This window comes from Vibrio artabrorum (assembly GCF_024347295.1).
Classification (GTDB): Bacteria; Pseudomonadota; Gammaproteobacteria; order Enterobacterales; family Vibrionaceae; genus Vibrio; species Vibrio artabrorum.
In genome coordinates, this window is record NZ_AP025459.1 from 770,561 (window position 1) to 787,949 (window position 17,389).

General features: G+C 41.7%; 17 protein-coding genes and 2 pseudogenes. 14 read left to right on the top strand and 5 right to left on the bottom strand.

Annotated elements, in window-relative coordinates; translation table 11 throughout:
• Nucleotides 1-101 precede the first annotated feature (101 nt).
• From OCU36_RS17575 to OCU36_RS17585, 4 genes are read left to right on the top strand one after another with little or no spacing between them, the layout of a single operon-like run.
• Nucleotides 102-731, top strand: a complete 630-nt coding sequence (locus OCU36_RS17575; protein ID WP_261839805.1) for a Crp/Fnr family transcriptional regulator — start codon at nucleotides 102-104, stop codon at nucleotides 729-731.
• Nucleotides 728-1,093 carry a YidH family protein gene (locus tag OCU36_RS17580; RefSeq protein ID WP_261839806.1) on the top strand — a complete coding sequence of 122 codons (366 nt, stop codon included), beginning with the start codon at nucleotides 728-730 and terminating at the stop codon, nucleotides 1,091-1,093. Before OCU36_RS17575 ends, OCU36_RS17580 begins: the two co-directional genes overlap by 4 nt.
• A complete protein-coding gene (locus OCU36_RS20120) occupies nucleotides 1,090-1,371 on the top strand; it encodes a DUF202 domain-containing protein (RefSeq protein WP_065677826.1) in 282 nt (93 codons plus the stop codon). The genes OCU36_RS17580 and OCU36_RS20120 overlap by 4 nt, the downstream gene beginning before the upstream one ends.
• Nucleotides 1,368-2,654 carry an anaerobic sulfatase maturase gene (locus OCU36_RS17585; RefSeq protein WP_261839807.1) on the top strand — a complete coding sequence of 429 codons (1,287 nt, stop codon included), beginning with the start codon at nucleotides 1,368-1,370 and terminating at the stop codon, nucleotides 2,652-2,654. The genes OCU36_RS20120 and OCU36_RS17585 overlap by 4 nt, the downstream gene beginning before the upstream one ends.
• Before the next feature lie 150 nt (nucleotides 2,655-2,804).
• Here OCU36_RS17585 and OCU36_RS17590 read toward each other — a convergent pair.
• Nucleotides 2,805-3,828 (bottom strand): IS630 family transposase gene (locus OCU36_RS17590; RefSeq protein ID WP_390206953.1). Its coding sequence is split into 2 segments (ribosomal slippage): nucleotides 2,805-3,375 and nucleotides 3,374-3,828, totalling 1,026 coding nucleotides; the frame shifts between segments, so codons are not numbered across the junction.
• Nucleotides 3,829-3,889: 61 nt separating this feature from the next.
• Between OCU36_RS17590 and tnpA (OCU36_RS17595) the strand changes: the two genes are divergently transcribed.
• The 5 genes from tnpA (OCU36_RS17595) to tnpC all read left to right on the top strand — a co-directional run bounded on the left by tnpA (OCU36_RS17595) (nucleotide 3,890) and on the right by tnpC (nucleotide 7,395).
• Nucleotides 3,890-4,270: an IS200/IS605 family transposase gene (gene tnpA / locus OCU36_RS17595; protein WP_261839808.1), complete on the top strand. Its 381-nt coding sequence runs from the start codon at nucleotides 3,890-3,892 to the stop codon at nucleotides 4,268-4,270.
• A 156-nt stretch (nucleotides 4,271-4,426) separates the two neighbouring features.
• On the top strand, nucleotides 4,427-4,921 hold the full coding sequence (locus tag OCU36_RS17600) for a DJ-1/PfpI family protein (protein WP_261839809.1): 495 nt from the start codon (nucleotides 4,427-4,429) through the stop codon (nucleotides 4,919-4,921).
• Between the two features lie 29 nt (nucleotides 4,922-4,950).
• Nucleotides 4,951-5,859 carry an IS5 family transposase gene (locus tag OCU36_RS17605; protein ID WP_261839810.1) on the top strand — a complete coding sequence of 303 codons (909 nt, stop codon included), beginning with the start codon at nucleotides 4,951-4,953 and terminating at the stop codon, nucleotides 5,857-5,859.
• A gap of 190 nt (nucleotides 5,860-6,049) precedes the next feature.
• On the top strand, nucleotides 6,050-6,319 hold the full coding sequence (locus tag OCU36_RS17610) for a DUF6444 domain-containing protein (RefSeq protein WP_261839811.1): 270 nt from the start codon (nucleotides 6,050-6,052) through the stop codon (nucleotides 6,317-6,319).
• Nucleotides 6,320-6,336: 17 nt separating this feature from the next.
• On the top strand, nucleotides 6,337-7,395 hold the full coding sequence (tnpC, locus tag OCU36_RS17615) for an IS66 family transposase (RefSeq protein WP_261840743.1): 1,059 nt from the start codon (nucleotides 6,337-6,339) through the stop codon (nucleotides 7,393-7,395).
• Here tnpC and OCU36_RS17620 read toward each other — a convergent pair.
• Nucleotides 7,355-8,275 (bottom strand): IS5 family transposase, encoded by a 921-nt coding sequence (locus tag OCU36_RS17620; RefSeq protein ID WP_261837391.1) that lies wholly within the window; start codon nucleotides 8,273-8,275, stop codon nucleotides 7,355-7,357. The two genes, tnpC and OCU36_RS17620, sit on opposite strands and share 41 nt — an antisense overlap.
• Before the next feature lie 75 nt (nucleotides 8,276-8,350).
• Here OCU36_RS17620 and OCU36_RS17625 point away from each other — a divergent pair.
• The 3 genes and pseudogenes from OCU36_RS17625 to OCU36_RS17635 form a co-directional block, all read left to right on the top strand.
• Nucleotides 8,351-8,539 (top strand): annotated as a pseudogene (locus OCU36_RS17625) (IS66 family transposase); the annotation flags it as partial.
• 665 nt (nucleotides 8,540-9,204) lie between these two features.
• Nucleotides 9,205-10,110, top strand: a complete 906-nt coding sequence (locus OCU36_RS17630) for a VOC family protein (protein WP_261839812.1) — start codon at nucleotides 9,205-9,207, stop codon at nucleotides 10,108-10,110.
• On the top strand, nucleotides 10,111-11,349 hold the full coding sequence (locus tag OCU36_RS17635; protein ID WP_261839813.1) for an alginate lyase family protein: 1,239 nt from the start codon (nucleotides 10,111-10,113) through the stop codon (nucleotides 11,347-11,349).
• Nucleotides 11,350-11,660: 311 nt separating this feature from the next.
• Here OCU36_RS17635 and tnpA (OCU36_RS17640) read toward each other — a convergent pair.
• Nucleotides 11,661-11,984, bottom strand: a pseudogene (tnpA, locus tag OCU36_RS17640) (IS200/IS605 family transposase); the annotation flags it as partial.
• A gap of 55 nt (nucleotides 11,985-12,039) precedes the next feature.
• Nucleotides 12,040-12,948: an IS5 family transposase gene (locus OCU36_RS17645; RefSeq protein WP_261839814.1), complete on the bottom strand. Its 909-nt coding sequence runs from the start codon at nucleotides 12,946-12,948 to the stop codon at nucleotides 12,040-12,042.
• 328 nt (nucleotides 12,949-13,276) lie between these two features.
• Here OCU36_RS17645 and OCU36_RS17650 point away from each other — a divergent pair, with 328 nt between their 5' ends.
• Both OCU36_RS17650 and OCU36_RS17655 read left to right on the top strand, forming a co-directional pair.
• Nucleotides 13,277-15,058: a sodium:solute symporter family transporter gene (locus OCU36_RS17650; RefSeq protein ID WP_261839815.1), complete on the top strand. Its 1,782-nt coding sequence runs from the start codon at nucleotides 13,277-13,279 to the stop codon at nucleotides 15,056-15,058.
• Between the two features lie 257 nt (nucleotides 15,059-15,315).
• The gene (locus OCU36_RS17655) at nucleotides 15,316-16,530 is read left to right on the top strand and encodes a right-handed parallel beta-helix repeat-containing protein (RefSeq protein ID WP_261839816.1); all 1,215 of its coding nucleotides are present in this window, start codon (nucleotides 15,316-15,318) and stop codon (nucleotides 16,528-16,530) included.
• Nucleotides 16,531-16,601: 71 nt separating this feature from the next.
• Here the strand turns inward: OCU36_RS17655 and kdgR are convergent, their stop codons facing one another.
• A complete protein-coding gene (gene kdgR / locus OCU36_RS17660) occupies nucleotides 16,602-17,384 on the bottom strand; it encodes a DNA-binding transcriptional regulator KdgR (protein ID WP_261839817.1) in 783 nt (260 codons plus the stop codon).
• Nucleotides 17,385-17,389: the final 5 nt, after the last annotated feature.

Consider the following 17,389-nt stretch of genomic DNA (forward strand, 5'->3'; position numbering starts at 1 on the left):
ATCTAACGTACCAATTAGTGTTTAGTTTATGGCGTTGATCATATTTCTTCTGTTTTTTTTGCAGTACACTATCGCTTCCAGTAACACGCAATGACGGCAGTATGACGATACCGATACCAACATCACTGAAAGAGATGACCAGTAAACTCACCGTTTGCAAACAAGAAGCTGTCTACTTTAGTAACAACAAAGCATCTGGGTTTTATCGCGTTGAAAGTGGATTTATAGGGCTTTACCAAGTGGCAGAAACCGGAAAAGAATCGTTACTCAGACTGTACGGGAAGGGCTCATACTTCGGTTATCGCTCTCTGTTTACTCATCAGCGCTACCCAGCGACGGCTAGAGCGATGGAGAACAGTGTTGTTAGTCGAGTAAATATTCACACCTTTGAAGATCTGCAACAGCTGGCCCCTTCACTAACCAAAGCGTTAACGACCGAAGTTTGCCAAGAGTTAGGGGAAGCTGAGCGACGTCTTGTTCAATTTAGTGCTTTCAACGCTAAAAACCGAATAATCGATGCGATACAGCATTTCTTCGCATACTACCCACACTATCCCTGGACTTATCGCGAAATTAGCGAGTACAGCGCTACCGACGTGACGACTGTGATTCGTTTTTGTAAATCACTCAAACAATCCGGAGTGCTGAGCATGCACCATCGCAGCCCCCATCCTGCCGATCTATCAAAGCTCACGAGTCTTAACTCGTTGTCCAAGGAAAAAGTAGAATGAAAAAGTTCCGCTCTAAAAAATCACCATGGCGGGAGCAAGGTAGCGCTCCGGATTATCGCTTCTCACTCGCCAATGAACGAACTTATCTAGCATGGATTAGAACATCACTTGCTTTGTTAGCGGGCGCTATTGCTCTCGATCAGCTGACTCCGGAACTAGCGAACCCACTTGTGCGACTGTTGCTCTCGTGTTTTTTATGCCTCTGCTCTGGAGCGGTCGCTATCTATGCTTATCGACGATGGTCTCGCAACGAACAAGCGATGAGGCTAAACCAAGACCTCAAATACACATCGAACATGAAGATTATTAGTGCAACCATTTTAGTGCTCACCTTCATTATCACGTTGGCCATCACTCTATGAGTGCGGTTAAAGGGCTACAGTTTGAACGTACTGCTCTATCCTGGCTACGAACTCAGTTGGTTCTATTTGCCATTGGTGTGGTATTGCTAAAGGTCTCGATAACTCAAGATGCCACTCTCACATATTTATGTGGTGCAACCGCAATGCTGGTTGCCATCATGTGCTCTTTCTCCCATGCGCGAATTATCAAGTTTTTAACTTCAATAATAATAATGCTGATAGCAGTGACCTACGCCCTAACCATGCTATCTGATGTCTTCATAGGAAAACTACAATGAACCAAATTACCAACTGTCATGTGATGGCCAAGCCATCTGGCTCGGTATGTAATATCGACTGTGACTACTGTTTTTACCTAGAGAAAGAAAAACTCTATCCAGATAGACAAAAAAACTGGCGTATGGATGAAGAAACGCTTGAGGTGTTTATTCAACAATATATCGACGCGCAGCAGGGCGATACCGTTCAGTTTGCATGGCAAGGGGGAGAGCCGACACTACTCGGTGTGGGCTTTTATCGCACCGTACTTCAATTGTGCGAACGCTATCGGGGTAATAAAACGATTTCTCACGCCTTTCAAACCAATGGGATTTTGATCAACGATGAGTGGTGTGAGCTCTTCAAGCAAGCTAACTTTCTTATTGGCGTTTCAATAGATGGCCCTGAAGATCTACATGATGCCTATCGCACCAACACCAGTGGTAAGGGGACTCACAGTAAAGTCGTCGCAGCAATCGAGCTATTGAAAAAGCATCAAGTCGAGTTTAATACCCTCACGGTTGTCAATGACAAGAACGTCAAGCATCCTCTCAGGGTCTATCAATTTTTAAAAAGCATCGGTTCGAACTTTATTCAATTTATCCCATTAGTTGAACGACAAGAATCTGATCAACTGACAAACGATACCTGGTTAGTAAATCCAGACCAAAAATATGGAAAAGTCACACCTTGGTCTGTCCAACCCGTTGATTATGGTCAATTCCTCAATACAATCTTCGACTACTGGGTAACCAAGGATGTTGGACACGTCTTTGTTCAACAATTTGATACCACATTAACCACTTGGCTTGGTCAACCCAGCCCTATATGTGTATTCGCACCTCGATGTGGGCATGCGTTTGCCATCGAAGCAAATGGAGACCTTTATCAATGTGACCACTATGTGTACCCAGAGTACAAACTAGGCAATATCCATGACCGCACCATCCTTTCGATGAACAATAGTCAAGAGGCCATCGACTTCGGACTCAACAAGTCAAAACAACTGAATAGCAAGTGCCAATCATGTCGATATCGATTCGCCTGTCACGGCGGCTGCCCGAAACATCGATTTTTGCCTGGACCAACAGGGGAACTCGACCATAACTACTTGTGTGAGGGCTATTATAGTTTCTTCGATCATTCTCAACATGCGATGGCTTATATGGCGAAGCTAATAAAGAATGGTAAGTCCCCTGCAGAGATCATGGCACAGTTTGCCAATAAACAGGCTGAGAAAGTGAGTAGAAATGACGCCTGCCCATGCGGCAGTGGCAAGAAATACAAACGCTGTTGTGCATAACAACTAGGTGAAAACCCGCCTTCTTAGAAGGCGGATTTGACTTTTAGTCCCCTCCAGAGGAGAAGCTCCGCGCATTTAGTTCGTGTTCAACTCCAATAGAGGTTCATACTCAACGTCTTTTTTCTTGCGGTATAATACCAATTCCATTAATTAACTTATCAATCTAGTCCAGTCTCTAAAGCAGAGAGATTGGACTCTGCGTTTATCTTCACAAAAACTGTTCCAAGCTTCGCACACCGAGTTCACTATATCGTTATAGTTCTCAAAACACCGATTCGCTAACCTGTACTGACGAAGCCATTGCCAAACTTGCTCTATTGGGTTTAATTCTGGTGAATAGGGCGGGATATGGATTATCGTGATGTTCTTAAAGTGATTGGCTAAGTGTGTTTGATGCCAGCTTGCTTGATCCATAATAATCACTGAGTGTTTACCAATAGGTGTCGCCGTTGAGATCAATTCAAGGTGCTTCGTCATGGCTTCCATGTTGCTTAACGGTGAAACAATCGCTTCAGCTTCGCCCGTATTGACACAAATAGCTCCAAACAAATAAGCGTACTCAAATTGCTGCTGTTGAACGGCTCTAGGTCGAGTTCCTTTTTCAGCCCAAATCTTGGTTGTGGTATTGCGCTGACCAAATCTAGCTTCGTCTTGAAAGCAAACAAGTACTTCTTGTAAGTGGATATGGCCAGGGATCTTAAGGATCGTTTCTATTTGGAATTTTTTTAAAAGACTCTTGGGTTTCTTCTGATTGTTTTGGGTGCTTTGAACGCGTTGTTATCCAGCTCAAGTTAAGTTCATGCAACAAGCGGTATACACCGGATGGTTGGTAAGAAACGTCAAATTCATCAAAGATGAATTGTGCGATATCACTCCCTTGTAAACGCCCACCTTCAGGTTTTATCGCATTTGAAGTGACGTATTCTTTAAGGTGTGCTTTTTGCTCAGTAGTCAGTCTGGAAGGCCTTCCCGTATGAGGTTTTTCTGTTAGTCCCTCAACGCCATAATCGAGATAGGCTTTTATCCATTTGTTCACACTAAGGCGACTGACTTTAAGAAATGAAGCGATTTCAGTTCGATTTTTACCATCAATAAAGTGAGATGCGGCGAGTAATCTTAGTCTTAACCTAGCGTTGGAGGTTGTGCTGATAAGTTTTGATAAATCTGAGTTCATATAGACTCCTTTCAGAGTCCATATTAGATCACAAATTTAATGGAATTGGTATAAATACCACGTGGTGTTTATCCCGAAGAAAAGACAAAAAATGATTTACGGTGCAATCAGGAAACACTTAGGTGCAACATTTCATGAGTTAGCCAAACGTAAAGGCGTAACGATAGAAGAGGGGCATTTGATGAAAGATCATGTTCATATGTGCATCAGTGTTCCGCCACAGTATTCAGTATCTAATGTTGTTGGTTATCTCAAAGGCAAGAGCGCTATATCGATAGCTAAGAAGTTTCGAGGCAGGCAGCGAAACTTTAATGGTGAGCACTTCTGGGCTAGGGGGTATTTTGTATCTACAGTCGGTTTGGATGAAGAGACAGTGCTTGAATATATAAGAAATCAAGAACAGGAAGATGAGCAGCGTGATCAATTGAAGTTTGGGATCTAGCGCCTTGGGCGCTTACTGAAGCCCTTAGAGGGCGTCATCCAATAAGCCTCCGGCTCTGCCGGAGGTCATTTAACTATAAAGTTCATTAGGGCTTGCTAACTAGATCTAATGACCAAATTTAATTGGTCATTAACTTATTGATATAAAGAGTAAGATATGAAATCTGCAGCTTTACTTCTTGCATCGGGATACGAGGAAGGAGAAGCGATAAATATTATTGATATTCTTCGTCGTTTAGGCATTAAATTAACTATTTTATCGTGTGAAAATGACATTTTTTTGACTTCTTATCATGATGTAGTGATTCGTGCGGATGATTATTTGTCCAATAACATTGATGCCATTTATGACGTATTAATTTTAGTTGGTGGGCCACCTAATACAGATAAACTGGGATCTGATTGTACGGTTATTAACATTATTAAAAAACATATCAATGCCGGTTCATATATCGCCGCGATATGTTCATCTGCAGCCAAAGTTCTGGCGAAAAATAATCTATTAAATAATCATCATTATGTTTGTTGTAGTGACTTTTATAAAAGTTTTAGTGATGGTATTTATACTGATTTCCCACTCGTTTTGGACGGGAAATTTATAACGGCGTTGTTGCCTAAATCAATTGAACCTTTTCCAAGTCCTGCGATCTGATCCTTTGTAATGGTTAGAGCGGTGGTGATATGGGTAAAGCTAAAAAGAAGATAACTAACTGGGCGGAGTACAATAAGGCTTTGTGCAAACGTGGTTCGGTTACGTTCTGGATAGATGATTCAGCCGTAGATGCATGGCGATGCAAAACCCATCATGGTAAGCGTGGTAGAGGCTTCCAGTACTCTGATACAGCAATTGAAACTACCCTGATGATTAAGGGTATATTCTCTCTGCCATTACGTGCTCTTCAAGGCTTTATCGACTCTATCTTTGAGCTAATGGATGTTCCGCTGACCTCTCCCGACTACACCTGTATTAGTAAACGCTCGAAGACGGTTCAGGTCAAATATCGCAATAAATCTAGAGGCGCTATTCGCCATATAGCCATTGATTTCACTGGGCTTAAAGTCTTTGGTGAGGGTGAGTGGAAAGTAAAAAAGCACGGTGCAGAAAAACGCAGAACATGGCGTAAGCTGCATTTAGCTGTAGATGTGGATACTCACGAAGCTATTAGTGCGGAAGTCAGCCTTGTAAATGTTGGCGATAGTGAAGTGCTACCGACGTTGCTCAACCCACTACGCAGAAAGGTCACAGCCGTATCTGCCGATGGAGCTTATGACACAAAAAGTTGCCACGAGGCTCTGAAAAATAAAGGCTGTACTCCGTTGATACCCCCTCGAAAGAATGCAGCACCTTGGGAGGACGGTCACCCCAGAAACGAAGCAGTAGCAGCTCTGAAAAATGGGACAATAGCGGAGTGGAAAGCTGAGTCTGGATATCACTATCGTTCAATATCTGAGACCGCGATGTCCCGATACAAGGGACTAACAAGCGGTAAATTGAGTTTGAGATGTTACAACGCTCAAGTGGGTGAAATCATGGCGAACGTCAAGGCTATAAACAAAGTCATAGGACTAGGTATGCCCGTCAGAAACTAACGGATAGTCGTATATGGCATCGTTGTTCTTCAAGATGATTTGATCAACAACGCCGTTAATAGTTAATAAAAAACAAATAAGGATATTTTGTAAGTGTTCACCAAACCCTATTGACATAAAAACTGTGACCTCTAGCACTTGATCCCACTTTAGGTATTGAGTGATCATTTTTGAGCTTCATCATAGTTATATGACTAGAAAAAAAGCTCCTAAATACCAAGACGCACCACCTAAAGTCTCTGATCTGAATGAGGCTAAGGTGCTTATTGATGAGCTGTGGGAACAGCTCCGGCACTATGAAGATAAGCTTACCACTAGCTCCAAAAACTCTTCAAAATCGCCCTCATCAGACAGTCCTAAAGATCGCCATGAGCGAAAAAAGATGAAAGCTCTGGTGGTCGCAATTCGAGAGGAGCTAAAAAAGGCCACACAGGGCATCAACGAAAACTTTCCCCGTTAAAAGACACGGATATCATTATTGATTGCTTCCCTGATAGTTGTCCTTGTTGCGAACAGTCTGACATTGATGTTCATGACGGCCCTTACTACCGACACCAAGTCTTTGATATTCCCAAGCCCACTGTCGATATCACCGAATACCGTTTATTTTCAGGTCAATGTCGGCACTGCAAAGAAGCCGTCAAGGCTCAAAAGCCTGACGATGCATCGCAAGGGATTATAGGGCCGAACTTATTAAGTTACATTGGGGTTCTTGCGGGGCAATATCACCTCAGTGTTCGAAAAATCCAATCTCTTCTCAAAGAACAGCTTGGCACAACCTTTTCAGTTGGCGCGATCAGCGAAGCTCAAACGAAAGTCGCTTCAATGCTAACGCCATTACATCAAGCGATAAAACAAGCATTAAAGAAAGCGCCTTTGATTCATGCTGACGAGACCTCTCATCACCGAAATGATGAACAAAGCCTTCGCTGGTGTTGGTTAGTGGCAAGTGATGACCTTGTCTATGAGCAAATACTTTATTCGCGCTCGACCTCATCAGCGAAAAAGGTCATTGATGAAGACTATGCAGGCATTGTGGTCAGCGACCAGTGCCCTAGCTATAACTGGATAGCCGCAGACCGTCATCAGTTATGTTGGGCACATGTGAAGCGTAACCTTCAGCAAATGGCGGATTATAGTGGCGGTGGCCACACCGCTTATATTGGCAGACATCTTTGTTTGCTGACGAACGCCATTTTCCATACTCGGCATCGTTATGAACAAGATGAGTTAAATTATGCGCTGTACTTACGAAGAATGCGTAGGTTGCAGAAATCGTTCGATCATTGGTTGAGCAAAGGGACTGATGTCATGGTCAAGCGATATCGGGGGCGATGCAAGTTACTGCTCAAACATAGAGAGAGCTTGTGGGTTTTCCTCAAGAAAGCGTCAATCCCCTTAACCAATAATGAAGCTGAGCGATGTATTAGAGGTTTTGTAAGGCTTTGTTGCGTAATTAAATTTAGAGATAGAGCCAACCCGTTTCGCTTGTTTCTTAGTCAATGCGACAAGTTTCAGGCATACCTAACCCAGTAAGCTTGTTCAACGCTTTTATCATCGCGTAAGTTTCACCCACCTGGGCATTGTAATTTCTTAAGCTCAGTTTCCCTCCTAGCAACTGTTTAACTCGATACATCGCTGTTTCTGAGAGTGAACGTTTGTGGTATCCATACCGCTCTTTCCAATACTTATTTGAGCCGTATAATTTCTGGCAACCCACGGCGAGATTTCGAGGGTGACCACGCTCCCAAAAGGCAGCCCCTTCTCTTGGGGGAATAAGCGCAATAGCTCCCTTAATCTTAATAGCAGCGTGACACGCTCTCGTGTCGTAAGCGCCATCACCAGACACCTTAAGGATACTTCGGCGTGTTTGTTTCAGTAAGTTCGGGAGTACTTCTCCATCTGTAACCGTCGATAAACTTAGCTCGGCGGCAATGATCTCATGAGTGTTGGTATCGACTGCAATATGCAGCTTTCGCCAGACTCTACGCTTGCCATCCGTCCCATGTTTTTTGACTTTCCATTCACCTTCGCCATAAACCTTAAGGCCAGTAGCATCAATAGCTAGGTGCTGTATCGCTCCTCTCGTTTTAGTCTTAAATGAAACCTCAACTTGCTTGGCTCTACGACTGATGCAGGTGTAATGCGGACAACTTAACGGTACATGGGCTAACCTAAATATCGAGTCGATAAATCCTTGCAGCGCTCTCAATGGCATAGAAAAAACTCGTTTGACCATGAGTGCTGTCGTGATAGCTAAATCACTGAACCGACGCGGCCTCCCGCGCTTATTCTGTTTGCTTTGCGCCCATCCGCTTATTGCTTCTTCATCAATCCAAAAGGTCAGAGAACCACGGTTAATGAGTGATTGGTTGTATTGCTTCCAGTTAGTTGTTTTGTAACGTGGTTTAGGCATAGGGCTACGAGATAGAGTGGACGTAGCTGCTCAGATCGTAGGTTCTTGATTTAGTTCCATTGAATTACGCAACAACGCCGTTTTGTAATCCAAAGGAAAATCAGCTTCGGAACGACCTCGGATGCAGGCGATAAATTCCGCAGTAGGATACATACCCTCATCGAAACCTGCAAAAAACGTGGCTTGTCGACAATGTCAGTGTTGAGTGAGATCATCACGGCTGTTGTGGCGAAGAGACCGTACCCCAACATCTTTGATCTATAGGCTGTTCCCCCCGTTAATATCGAGTCAAGTTACCTTGGTGAACGATTACGATATTTTTTATAAATCGTGAGCTAATTCAATCTTTATTTTTCACTTTAATGTTATTGACAATTTCTCAACGCACCTCTACCACTTTATAAGTGATTTTTAAAAAGTGTTATTTTTAAAAATGGATTGTTGTTTTTTATACGAATATTTTGCAGCTTTATTAAATCCATTATTTGCAAAAATTGACATGTAGAAGTTCAAAAATACGCATTTCATGCACGACGATAAATTAGCTTAAATTAGAACATCACGAATTAATAAAAAACACCAATAACATGATAAATTTCATTAACTAATTTAAAACCAGATGATAGATGATAGATGACAGATGATTAAATTAAGCATGAAAATAAAGGGCGACATTAATTTCAGCCCTATAGTCTGAAATTAAACACGACAAAACGTCCCTGGAAAGTCATGAATCAGCATGTTCGGAACAATATTTACTCTCCTGAACTACGCTCATCTGAGCCATCGAAGAATTGTCAGCCTAAGTTTCATACTATCTGACAACAAAGATATCACTTATTTATCAAAAGCTTACATACCAAACATCAAATTGAATGGGTATGAATACAAAACTTACGTGAATCAATATAAATATAGGATGGAAATATATGAAAATAATATTACGGCTATTTTTTGCTTTTTTAGCAATTTCTAGTAGTTGGACACAAGCTTCAGAACTACCCATAGTAGGTTTAGCTCATGTTGCGTTTCAATCTTCTAGTTTGGAACGAACACGAGTTTTTTACACTGGGTTTACAGGATATGAGTACGCTTTTTCTGTAACTGAAGAACAACCAGCATGGTACCTAAAGGTAAATGATGATCAGTTTATTAAATTGGTTCTAGCTCCAACCCCAAGTAAAATACAGGACGATAAGCTTATTGAGATAGCTCTACAAGTAACTGATGCTAAAAAGACTTTTTCGTTACTTAATAGCAAAGGACTTAAACCGACTAAGATTAAGAAACGAAAAGATGGAACTTTAGCCACAACTATTAAAGATCCTGATAATCATATTATTGCATTTGTTGAATATACGAAAAATAGTCTTCAACAGAAAAGTAAAGGGAAATATTTAGGCCAACGTCGAATTGCTAATCGTATGTGGAGAGCTAGTTTTATTGTGTCAAATGAAGCTAAATCTCAAGATTTCTACACAAAAAAGCTTGGTTTTAAAGAGGAATGGCATGGAATTTCAGCTCATGATAATGCCAGTAAATCTGCTTTTTTGAAACTTCCAGGCAATCGAGGAGATCTTCTTGAATATGTTGTCATTAACAAGAAACCAAGCCGTTCACAATTTGATGAGATGCAACACGTTACTTATCTAACTAAAGATATTGCTGGCATCTATGAAGAAACAGGGAGATATGGGCGCCCTAACCTTGACAAATATGCAGTAGAGAAAGATTCATTAGGAAGACCTTTCTTTAATCTTTACGATACAGACGATATTCGTGTTGAATTTATACAACCAACTCCAACCTCATCGACTATTAAACAGGAGCAGTAAATGAAAACTGTTGCTTATACTCTAACGTTTTTTGCTTGCTTTTTAAGTTTTGGTCAAGCACATGCGGGAAATTCTGACGTAAAATATTATGGTGCAGATAAAGGAGCCTTAACAATTACTAAGGCGAAGATTAAAAGTCACGATAAAGATGTTTCCCCTGCTTACTTGAAGCTTATAAACGAAGCAGATAGCGCGCTTAAATTAAAATGTCCAACAGTTACTGACAAAACTATTAGTGCTATTAGTGGTGATGTTCATGATTACTACAGTACGGCTCCATATCTATGGCCAGATCCAAGTAAACCGAATGGTCTCCCTTACATGCCAAGAGATGGAATGATCAATCCTGAATCTCGAAATCCGTTATACACAGATAAAATGCGTTTAGACCAATTTGGGAAGATGATAGATTCTCTATCTTTAGCTTACTACTTCAGTGATAACACTAAATACGCTGAAAAGGCTGCGAGCTGTTTACGTACGTGGTATATCAATCCAGCTACTCGCATGAATCCAAATATAAATTATGGGCAAGCAGTTCCTGGTCTCCTTCCTGGGCGAGGAATAGGTATCATTGAAGGTAAAGCAATAATTTCTACTATTGATGCTGCGTCATTACTTGATAGTTATAAAGAGTGGGCTCAAGCAGATAAAACAGCCTTACATAAATGGAGTACTGAATATTTTGATTGGTTACTTACCAGTGAAAATGGTCAAGAAGAAGCCAATATGAAGCAAAATCACGGTAGTATGTATGATCTACAAACTGCTCGGCTTGCATTAGTTTTAGGTCTCAATGACACCGCTAAATCTATTCTTGAGCAGGTTAAGAGTAAACGAATTGCCTTACAAATTGAACCTGACGGTGCACAACCGATGGAGCTTCGTCGAACTAAAGGTTTTCAATATTCGTTATTTAATCTTGAATCCTTATCTGAGTTGGCTCAACTTGGTCAATGGGTAAACGTTGATTTATGGAACTATGAAACTAATGATGAAAGAGGTATCTTAAACGCAATTGAGTTTATGCGACCTTATGTTGAAATTCATAAAGATGGTGTTCCTCTTCCTGTATGGCATTATGAACAGATCCATGCGCTTACACGTGAACGAGCTGCACCATTATTTAGAATGGCTGCAAACGTTAATCAAGATAAACACTATGAAGCTATTGCTTCTCAATTTGAAAAATTTGCAAATAGCCGCGTACAGCTGCTTCGTCCTAGCCGAATTCAATAATTAAACCCGAAGTTTATTGGAATTACTCACATAGGTTGACAGTAACAACGGTATAACCTCTTTACTCAACCAATAGTAAAGAGGTTATATCCTATACGAGACTACAATTTCTTGCTCCATACTCGAAGAAATTGTAAGCACCATGTGGTATTTACAAAAATTGATCTACGAACAATCAGGAAACTTATCCCGTTTAGTTTTACAATTATCATCTATCATGCAATACGACCATATTAAGTTAAATGACCTCCGGCAGAGCCGGAGGCTTATTGGATGACGCCCTCTAAGGGCTTCAGTAAGCGCCCAAGGCGCTAGATCCCAAACTTCAATTGATCACGCTGCTCATCTTCCTGTTCTTGATTTCTTATATATTCAAGCACTGTCTCTTCATCCAAACCGACTGTAGATACAAAATACCCCCTAGCCCAGAAGTGCTCACCATTAAAGTTTCGCTGCCTGCCTCGAAACTTCTTAGCTATCGATATAGCGCTCTTGCCTTTGAGATAACCAACAACATTAGATACTGAATACTGTGGCGGAACACTGATGCACATATGAACATGATCTTTCATCAAATGCCCCTCTTCTATCGTTACGCCTTTACGTTTGGCTAACTCATGAAATGTTGCACCTAAGGGCGTTGTTGATCAAATCATCTTGAAGAACAACGATGCCATATACGACTATCCGTTAGTTTCTGACGGGCATACCTAGTCCTATGACTTTGTTTATAGCCTTGACGTTCGCCATGATTTCACCCACTTGAGCGTTGTAACATCTCAAACTCAATTTACCGCTTGTTAGTCCCTTGTATCGGGACATCGCGGTCTCAGATATTGAACGATAGTGATATCCAGACTCAGCTTTCCACTCCGCTATTGTCCCATTTTTCAGAGCTGTTACTGCTTCGTTTCTGGGGTGACCGTCCTCCCAAGGTACTGCATTCTTTCGAGGGGGGATCAACGGAGTACAGCCTTTATTTTTCAGAGCCTCGTGGCAACTTTTTGTGTCATAAGCTCCATCTGCAGATACGGCTGTGACCTTTCTGCGTAGTGGGTTGAGCAACGTCGGTAGCACTTCACTATCGCCAACATTTACAAGGCTGACTTCCGCGCTAATAGCTTCGTGAGTATCCACATCTACAGCTAAATGCAGCTTACGCCATGTTCTGCGTTTTTCTGCACCGTGCTTTTTTACTTTCCATTCACCCTCACCAAAGACTTTAAGCCCAGTGGAATCAATGGCTATATGGCGAATAGCGCCTCTAGATTTATTGCGATATTTGACCTGAACCGTCTTCGAGCGTTTACTAATACAGGTGTAGTCGGGAGAGGTCAGCGGAACATCCATTAGCTCAAAGATAGAGTCGATAAAGCCTTGAAGAGCACGTAATGGCAGAGAGAATATACCCTTAATCATCAGGGCAGTTTCAATTGCTGTATCAGAGTACTGGAAGCCTCTACCACGCTTACCATGATGGGTTTTGCATCGCCATGCATCTACGGCTGAATCATCTATCCAGAACGTAACCGAACCACGTTTGCACAAAGCCTTATTGTACTCCGCCCAGTTAGTTATCTTCTTTTTAGCTTTACCCATATCACCACCGCTCTAACCATTACAAAGGATCAGATCGCAGGACTTGGAAAAGGTTCAATTGATTTAGGCAACAACGCCCCTCAAAATTACCAAAAATTATCATTTAACTTAGCAAGTATAGATTGTAACTTTACTATGTTGGTTTTAATTGATGGTGAAATTAATTCTCAAAATGAAATTTTTGTGGCTCATAAATAAATGGAATAGATTGTTTATTCTAATTTTTCATGTCACTTATTTATTCAAATGAGATTGTGATTAATGTTCGGATAAAACGGGCAAATTAAAATAAATTACGTTGAAATAAAATAAATGAAAGGGAAGAAACATGATTGATATAGCAATCGTACTGGTTTACTTTGGCTTCCTTGTGGCAATTGGGGTCTTATTTAAATCCTTCAGTAACTCCACAAGTGATTATTTTCGTGGGGGCGGTAAAATGCTGTGGTGGATGGTGGGTTCCACATCATTCATGACAGCGGTTAGTGCCATGACGTTTACTGGCCACATGGGGAAAGCATTAACGGGTGGATTCGCAGTAGCGACAACAGTTTTTTATGCAAATGCACTTGGCTACCTGTGTAACTATCTGTTTTTTGCTGCAAAAGCGCGTCAAATGCGAGTGGATACACCACTCGAAGGCGTACGCATGCGATTGGGTGCCGTGAATGAGCAGGTTTTTACATGGGCTAACGTACCATTAAGTGTTCTTCAGGCCGCGATTTGGATCAACGCACTTGCGGTATTCTGCAGTGCAGTCATTGGGCTTCCTCTAGAATTAACAATCGTAGTTGCCGGTTCTGTTGTGTTGTTTATGTCTCTTGTTGGTGGTAGCTGGGCTGTTATCGCATCAGACTTCATGCAAATGATCATTCTAACGACAATGACGTTGGTAACAGGTGCTGTTGCGATTTGGAAATCTGGTGGCTTAACACCATTGCTTGATGCAGGCCTTCCTGAGCAGCCATTCATTGGTGACGGATACAACCACGCATACTTGTTTGTTGGTTGGTTTATCTTCATGTTTATTAAACAGTTCTTTAGTACGAATAACATGGTGGATTCATACCGTTATATTGCTGCAAAAGACACCAAAAACGCACGAAAAGCGGCTATTCTAGCTGGTACCTTGATGCTTATCGGTCCACTACTATGGTTTGTTCCAGCTTGGTATGTGGCAGCTCACTACCCGGATACAAGCACTTGGGGCTTGGATGGTTTGGGTAACAAAGTCGCCGACGCGACCTATTTTATGTTTGTAAGTCGCGAAATGCCCGTCGGAATGGTTGGATTGATGCTCGCTGCTATGTTTGCTGCAACCATGTCTTCGATGGACTCAGCGTTAAACCGAAATGCAGGTATTATTCTCAAGAGTGTATATCAACCATATTTCTGTAAAAATCACTCTGAGTCACACCTCATTTTTGTGAGTAAACTGCTGACGGCTCTATTTGGTATCATCATTGTTTCAGCGTTGTTCCTAACATCATTGAAACAGTTTGGTCTGTTTGATTTAACGATGTTGGTGAGTACGCTAATCGGCTTCCCAATCCTTATTCCGTCGATCATGTGTTTCTTTGTCAGAAAAACACCTGATTGGGCAGGCTGGGGTACGGTTATTGTAGGTATGTGTGTGTCAGGATTTATTGCCATTGTTCTAACACCGGAAGTACTACAATCAATTTTAGGTTTAGATCAGCCACTGACGTCTCGTGAATACACAGAAATGAAGTCGGTAACGTTAGGCTTGATAGGACACATGTCGATTACACTACCGTTCTTTGTTTGCTCACAGTTCTTTTATAAAGGACTACCAGCGAAACGAGAAGCTGAAGTTAAACAATTCTTTACCAACGTAGACACTGAAGTTGTCGTTGAAGATTGTCCAGAAAGTGTTGCGATGGATAATAAGCAAAACACTGTACTAGGTAAGATGGTACTTATCGCGTCTGTCTTTATCCTTTGTCTGACTCTCGTTCCTAACCCTTTGTGGGGAAGAATGCTGTTTGTCTTTATCGCAGCAATTCTAGCACTTATCGGTACCTTGTTAGTTAGGTCTGAACGTAAACTTGAAAGTACAAAAGTAACTCAATCTTCAGCAACCGTTTAGATATAAGATAATACTGAAACCCTTAATGAGTTAATTCCCATTAAGGGTTTTTGGGTTTACAGCGAACCATAGTTATTTTTACATCTGGGATTCTAGTTTTGTGGGCAAATTATGATATTGCTATGGGCAATAAGTTACCTTGTTGAGTGGTTATTTATATCAATTAATTAGGTAAGATAGATGCGGACGCCTTACTTTCTACTATGACAATAAAAATATTCATATAAATAGTAACTTAAATAAGATGAGACAAACTTATGAACCACAGTCATTTAACAAAAAACCTATCTCTCTTGATTCTCAGCTTAGTATCGAGCACCGTAGCCGCCGAAGACTGTACTTCAGCGCCGATAAACCCAAAGGGTGATACAAGCAAACTTCAAGCTGCGCTCCAACAAGCCACCAATACAGGCACTGAACTGGTACTTACGGGTACTTATTACATCAGTCAAGATACAAAAGTTTACTTGAGAAACGATCTTAAAGTAGATGCTAGCGAGGCTAGCTTTATTGCTACAAAGCAGTTGGATGGTGATATGTTTAGTTTCGATACGCACACCTCAAAATCGGATGAGTGTGGTGGCGCGAGTGTGCTAGCGAACTTTGATTGGACTGGTGGCACATTCAATATGTCAAAAGCCAAGGTTTCTACTGTTGTTCCACTTCGCTACAAAACCCCTGCGGGAAGAGAGGGAACAAAGCAGACAGCAGATGCGCTTTCAATCCGAGGTGCGACAAATTCAGGCAGGAGCAAACTTAACGAGTTACTTATTGAAGATATTGTTTTTATCGGTACTGAAAATGACACTGACCCTTATTATCTAGCTGGTGGAGATAGCGGAATCCTCATGACGGGGGCACTAAAAGCAATTATTAGAAACAGCAGCTTCTTTGGCGTTCGTGATGCAGCAATCTATGTTTCTGCTGGGGGCGTATCAGGAGAATATGGAGATCACTTCACACTGGTTAACAACTACGTTGAAAGAGCTTATGATGGCATCACGAGCAAACGAGGCGCTGATAATATCAAGATGCAAAACAATATCATGAACGATGTCGTAGTAGGTTTGAGTATCAAGAGAGTGTATGACGGTTGGACTGCAACCAACATTCATATTTCTGAAAATAGTGTGTCAAACTCGGTTAGACCGATTAGTGTAGAGCGAGCTAATGATGTTGTGATAGACAGTAATCGTATCGATAATCTTGGCTCTATTGTTGCTGATTCTCCGAAACCAACAAACAAGTATGGGCAGCAATATGAAGGTATCGCACTCAACGGCGCTCAAGGGAGTAATCGTGTGACGAACAATATAATCAACGGAATCACGCAAGACGACTCACGCGAGAAAGATACAACGACATGGGGTATTGTCCTTCGTCCGGAAGATGGTCGAGAAACAACGAATGTTGTTATCGAGGACAACAGTTATTCTAGGCTCGATAAGTGGGTAAATAGAATATCGCTTTAGTCTGCATTTGAGAGTGTCTCTTTTTATCTGAGTGGCTCTTCAGGTTTCGCGACCACGATGAATCCAAAGAGCTAGATTGGGTAATGGTGATACCCGAGGTTCTTAGAAATGTTACGAGCCGCATGATGCAATGAGCTAAAGTAATCGCGTTTTCTTTTTTCATCAAATCGATTTGTCGGAAAAGAGATTGAAATTGCCGCTGCGGCTTCTCCAAATCGGTCAAAAACTGGCACTGCAATACATCGTAACCCTGGCTCTTGCTCTTCAATATCTTCCGCATAATGTTGATGTTTGACCCAATCTAGCTCCGCTAGCAGATGCTCTACAGTTTTGTGTGTTTTGTCTGTGTGAGCTTTGAATTCCACAGGAGAGAGTAGCCCCCTGATTTCGGACTCAGAGAGGTAACTCATGATAATCTTGCCAATTGCGGTACTATAGAGAGGAGCTTGTCGCCCGATTCTAGAATGCATTCGAAAGTGATAGTTTGAATCTACTTTGTGAAGGTAAATGATCGCATCTTCATCGATCACGCCTAGGTGAACGGTTTCATTAAAGGCACTGCAGACAGTCGCCATTTCCTTGTTTGCTGCGTCGACAAGATCAACATGAACAAGCGCTTTTGAACCAAGCTCAAACAGCTTGGAAGTTAGTTCGTACTTCTCTGCATCCCTATTTTGCTGCACAAACCCTAAACTCGTCATCGTTTGTAAAAAACGGAAGGTCGTTGCTTTCGACATCCTCAATTGCTTTGAGAGCTCAGATAGGCCAGCCTCTTTTTGGTCCGCTAAGGCAGAGACGATATTAAATACCTTTAGTACTGAGGAGACGGCTCCTGGCTGGGTTGTTTTTTCCATTTCAT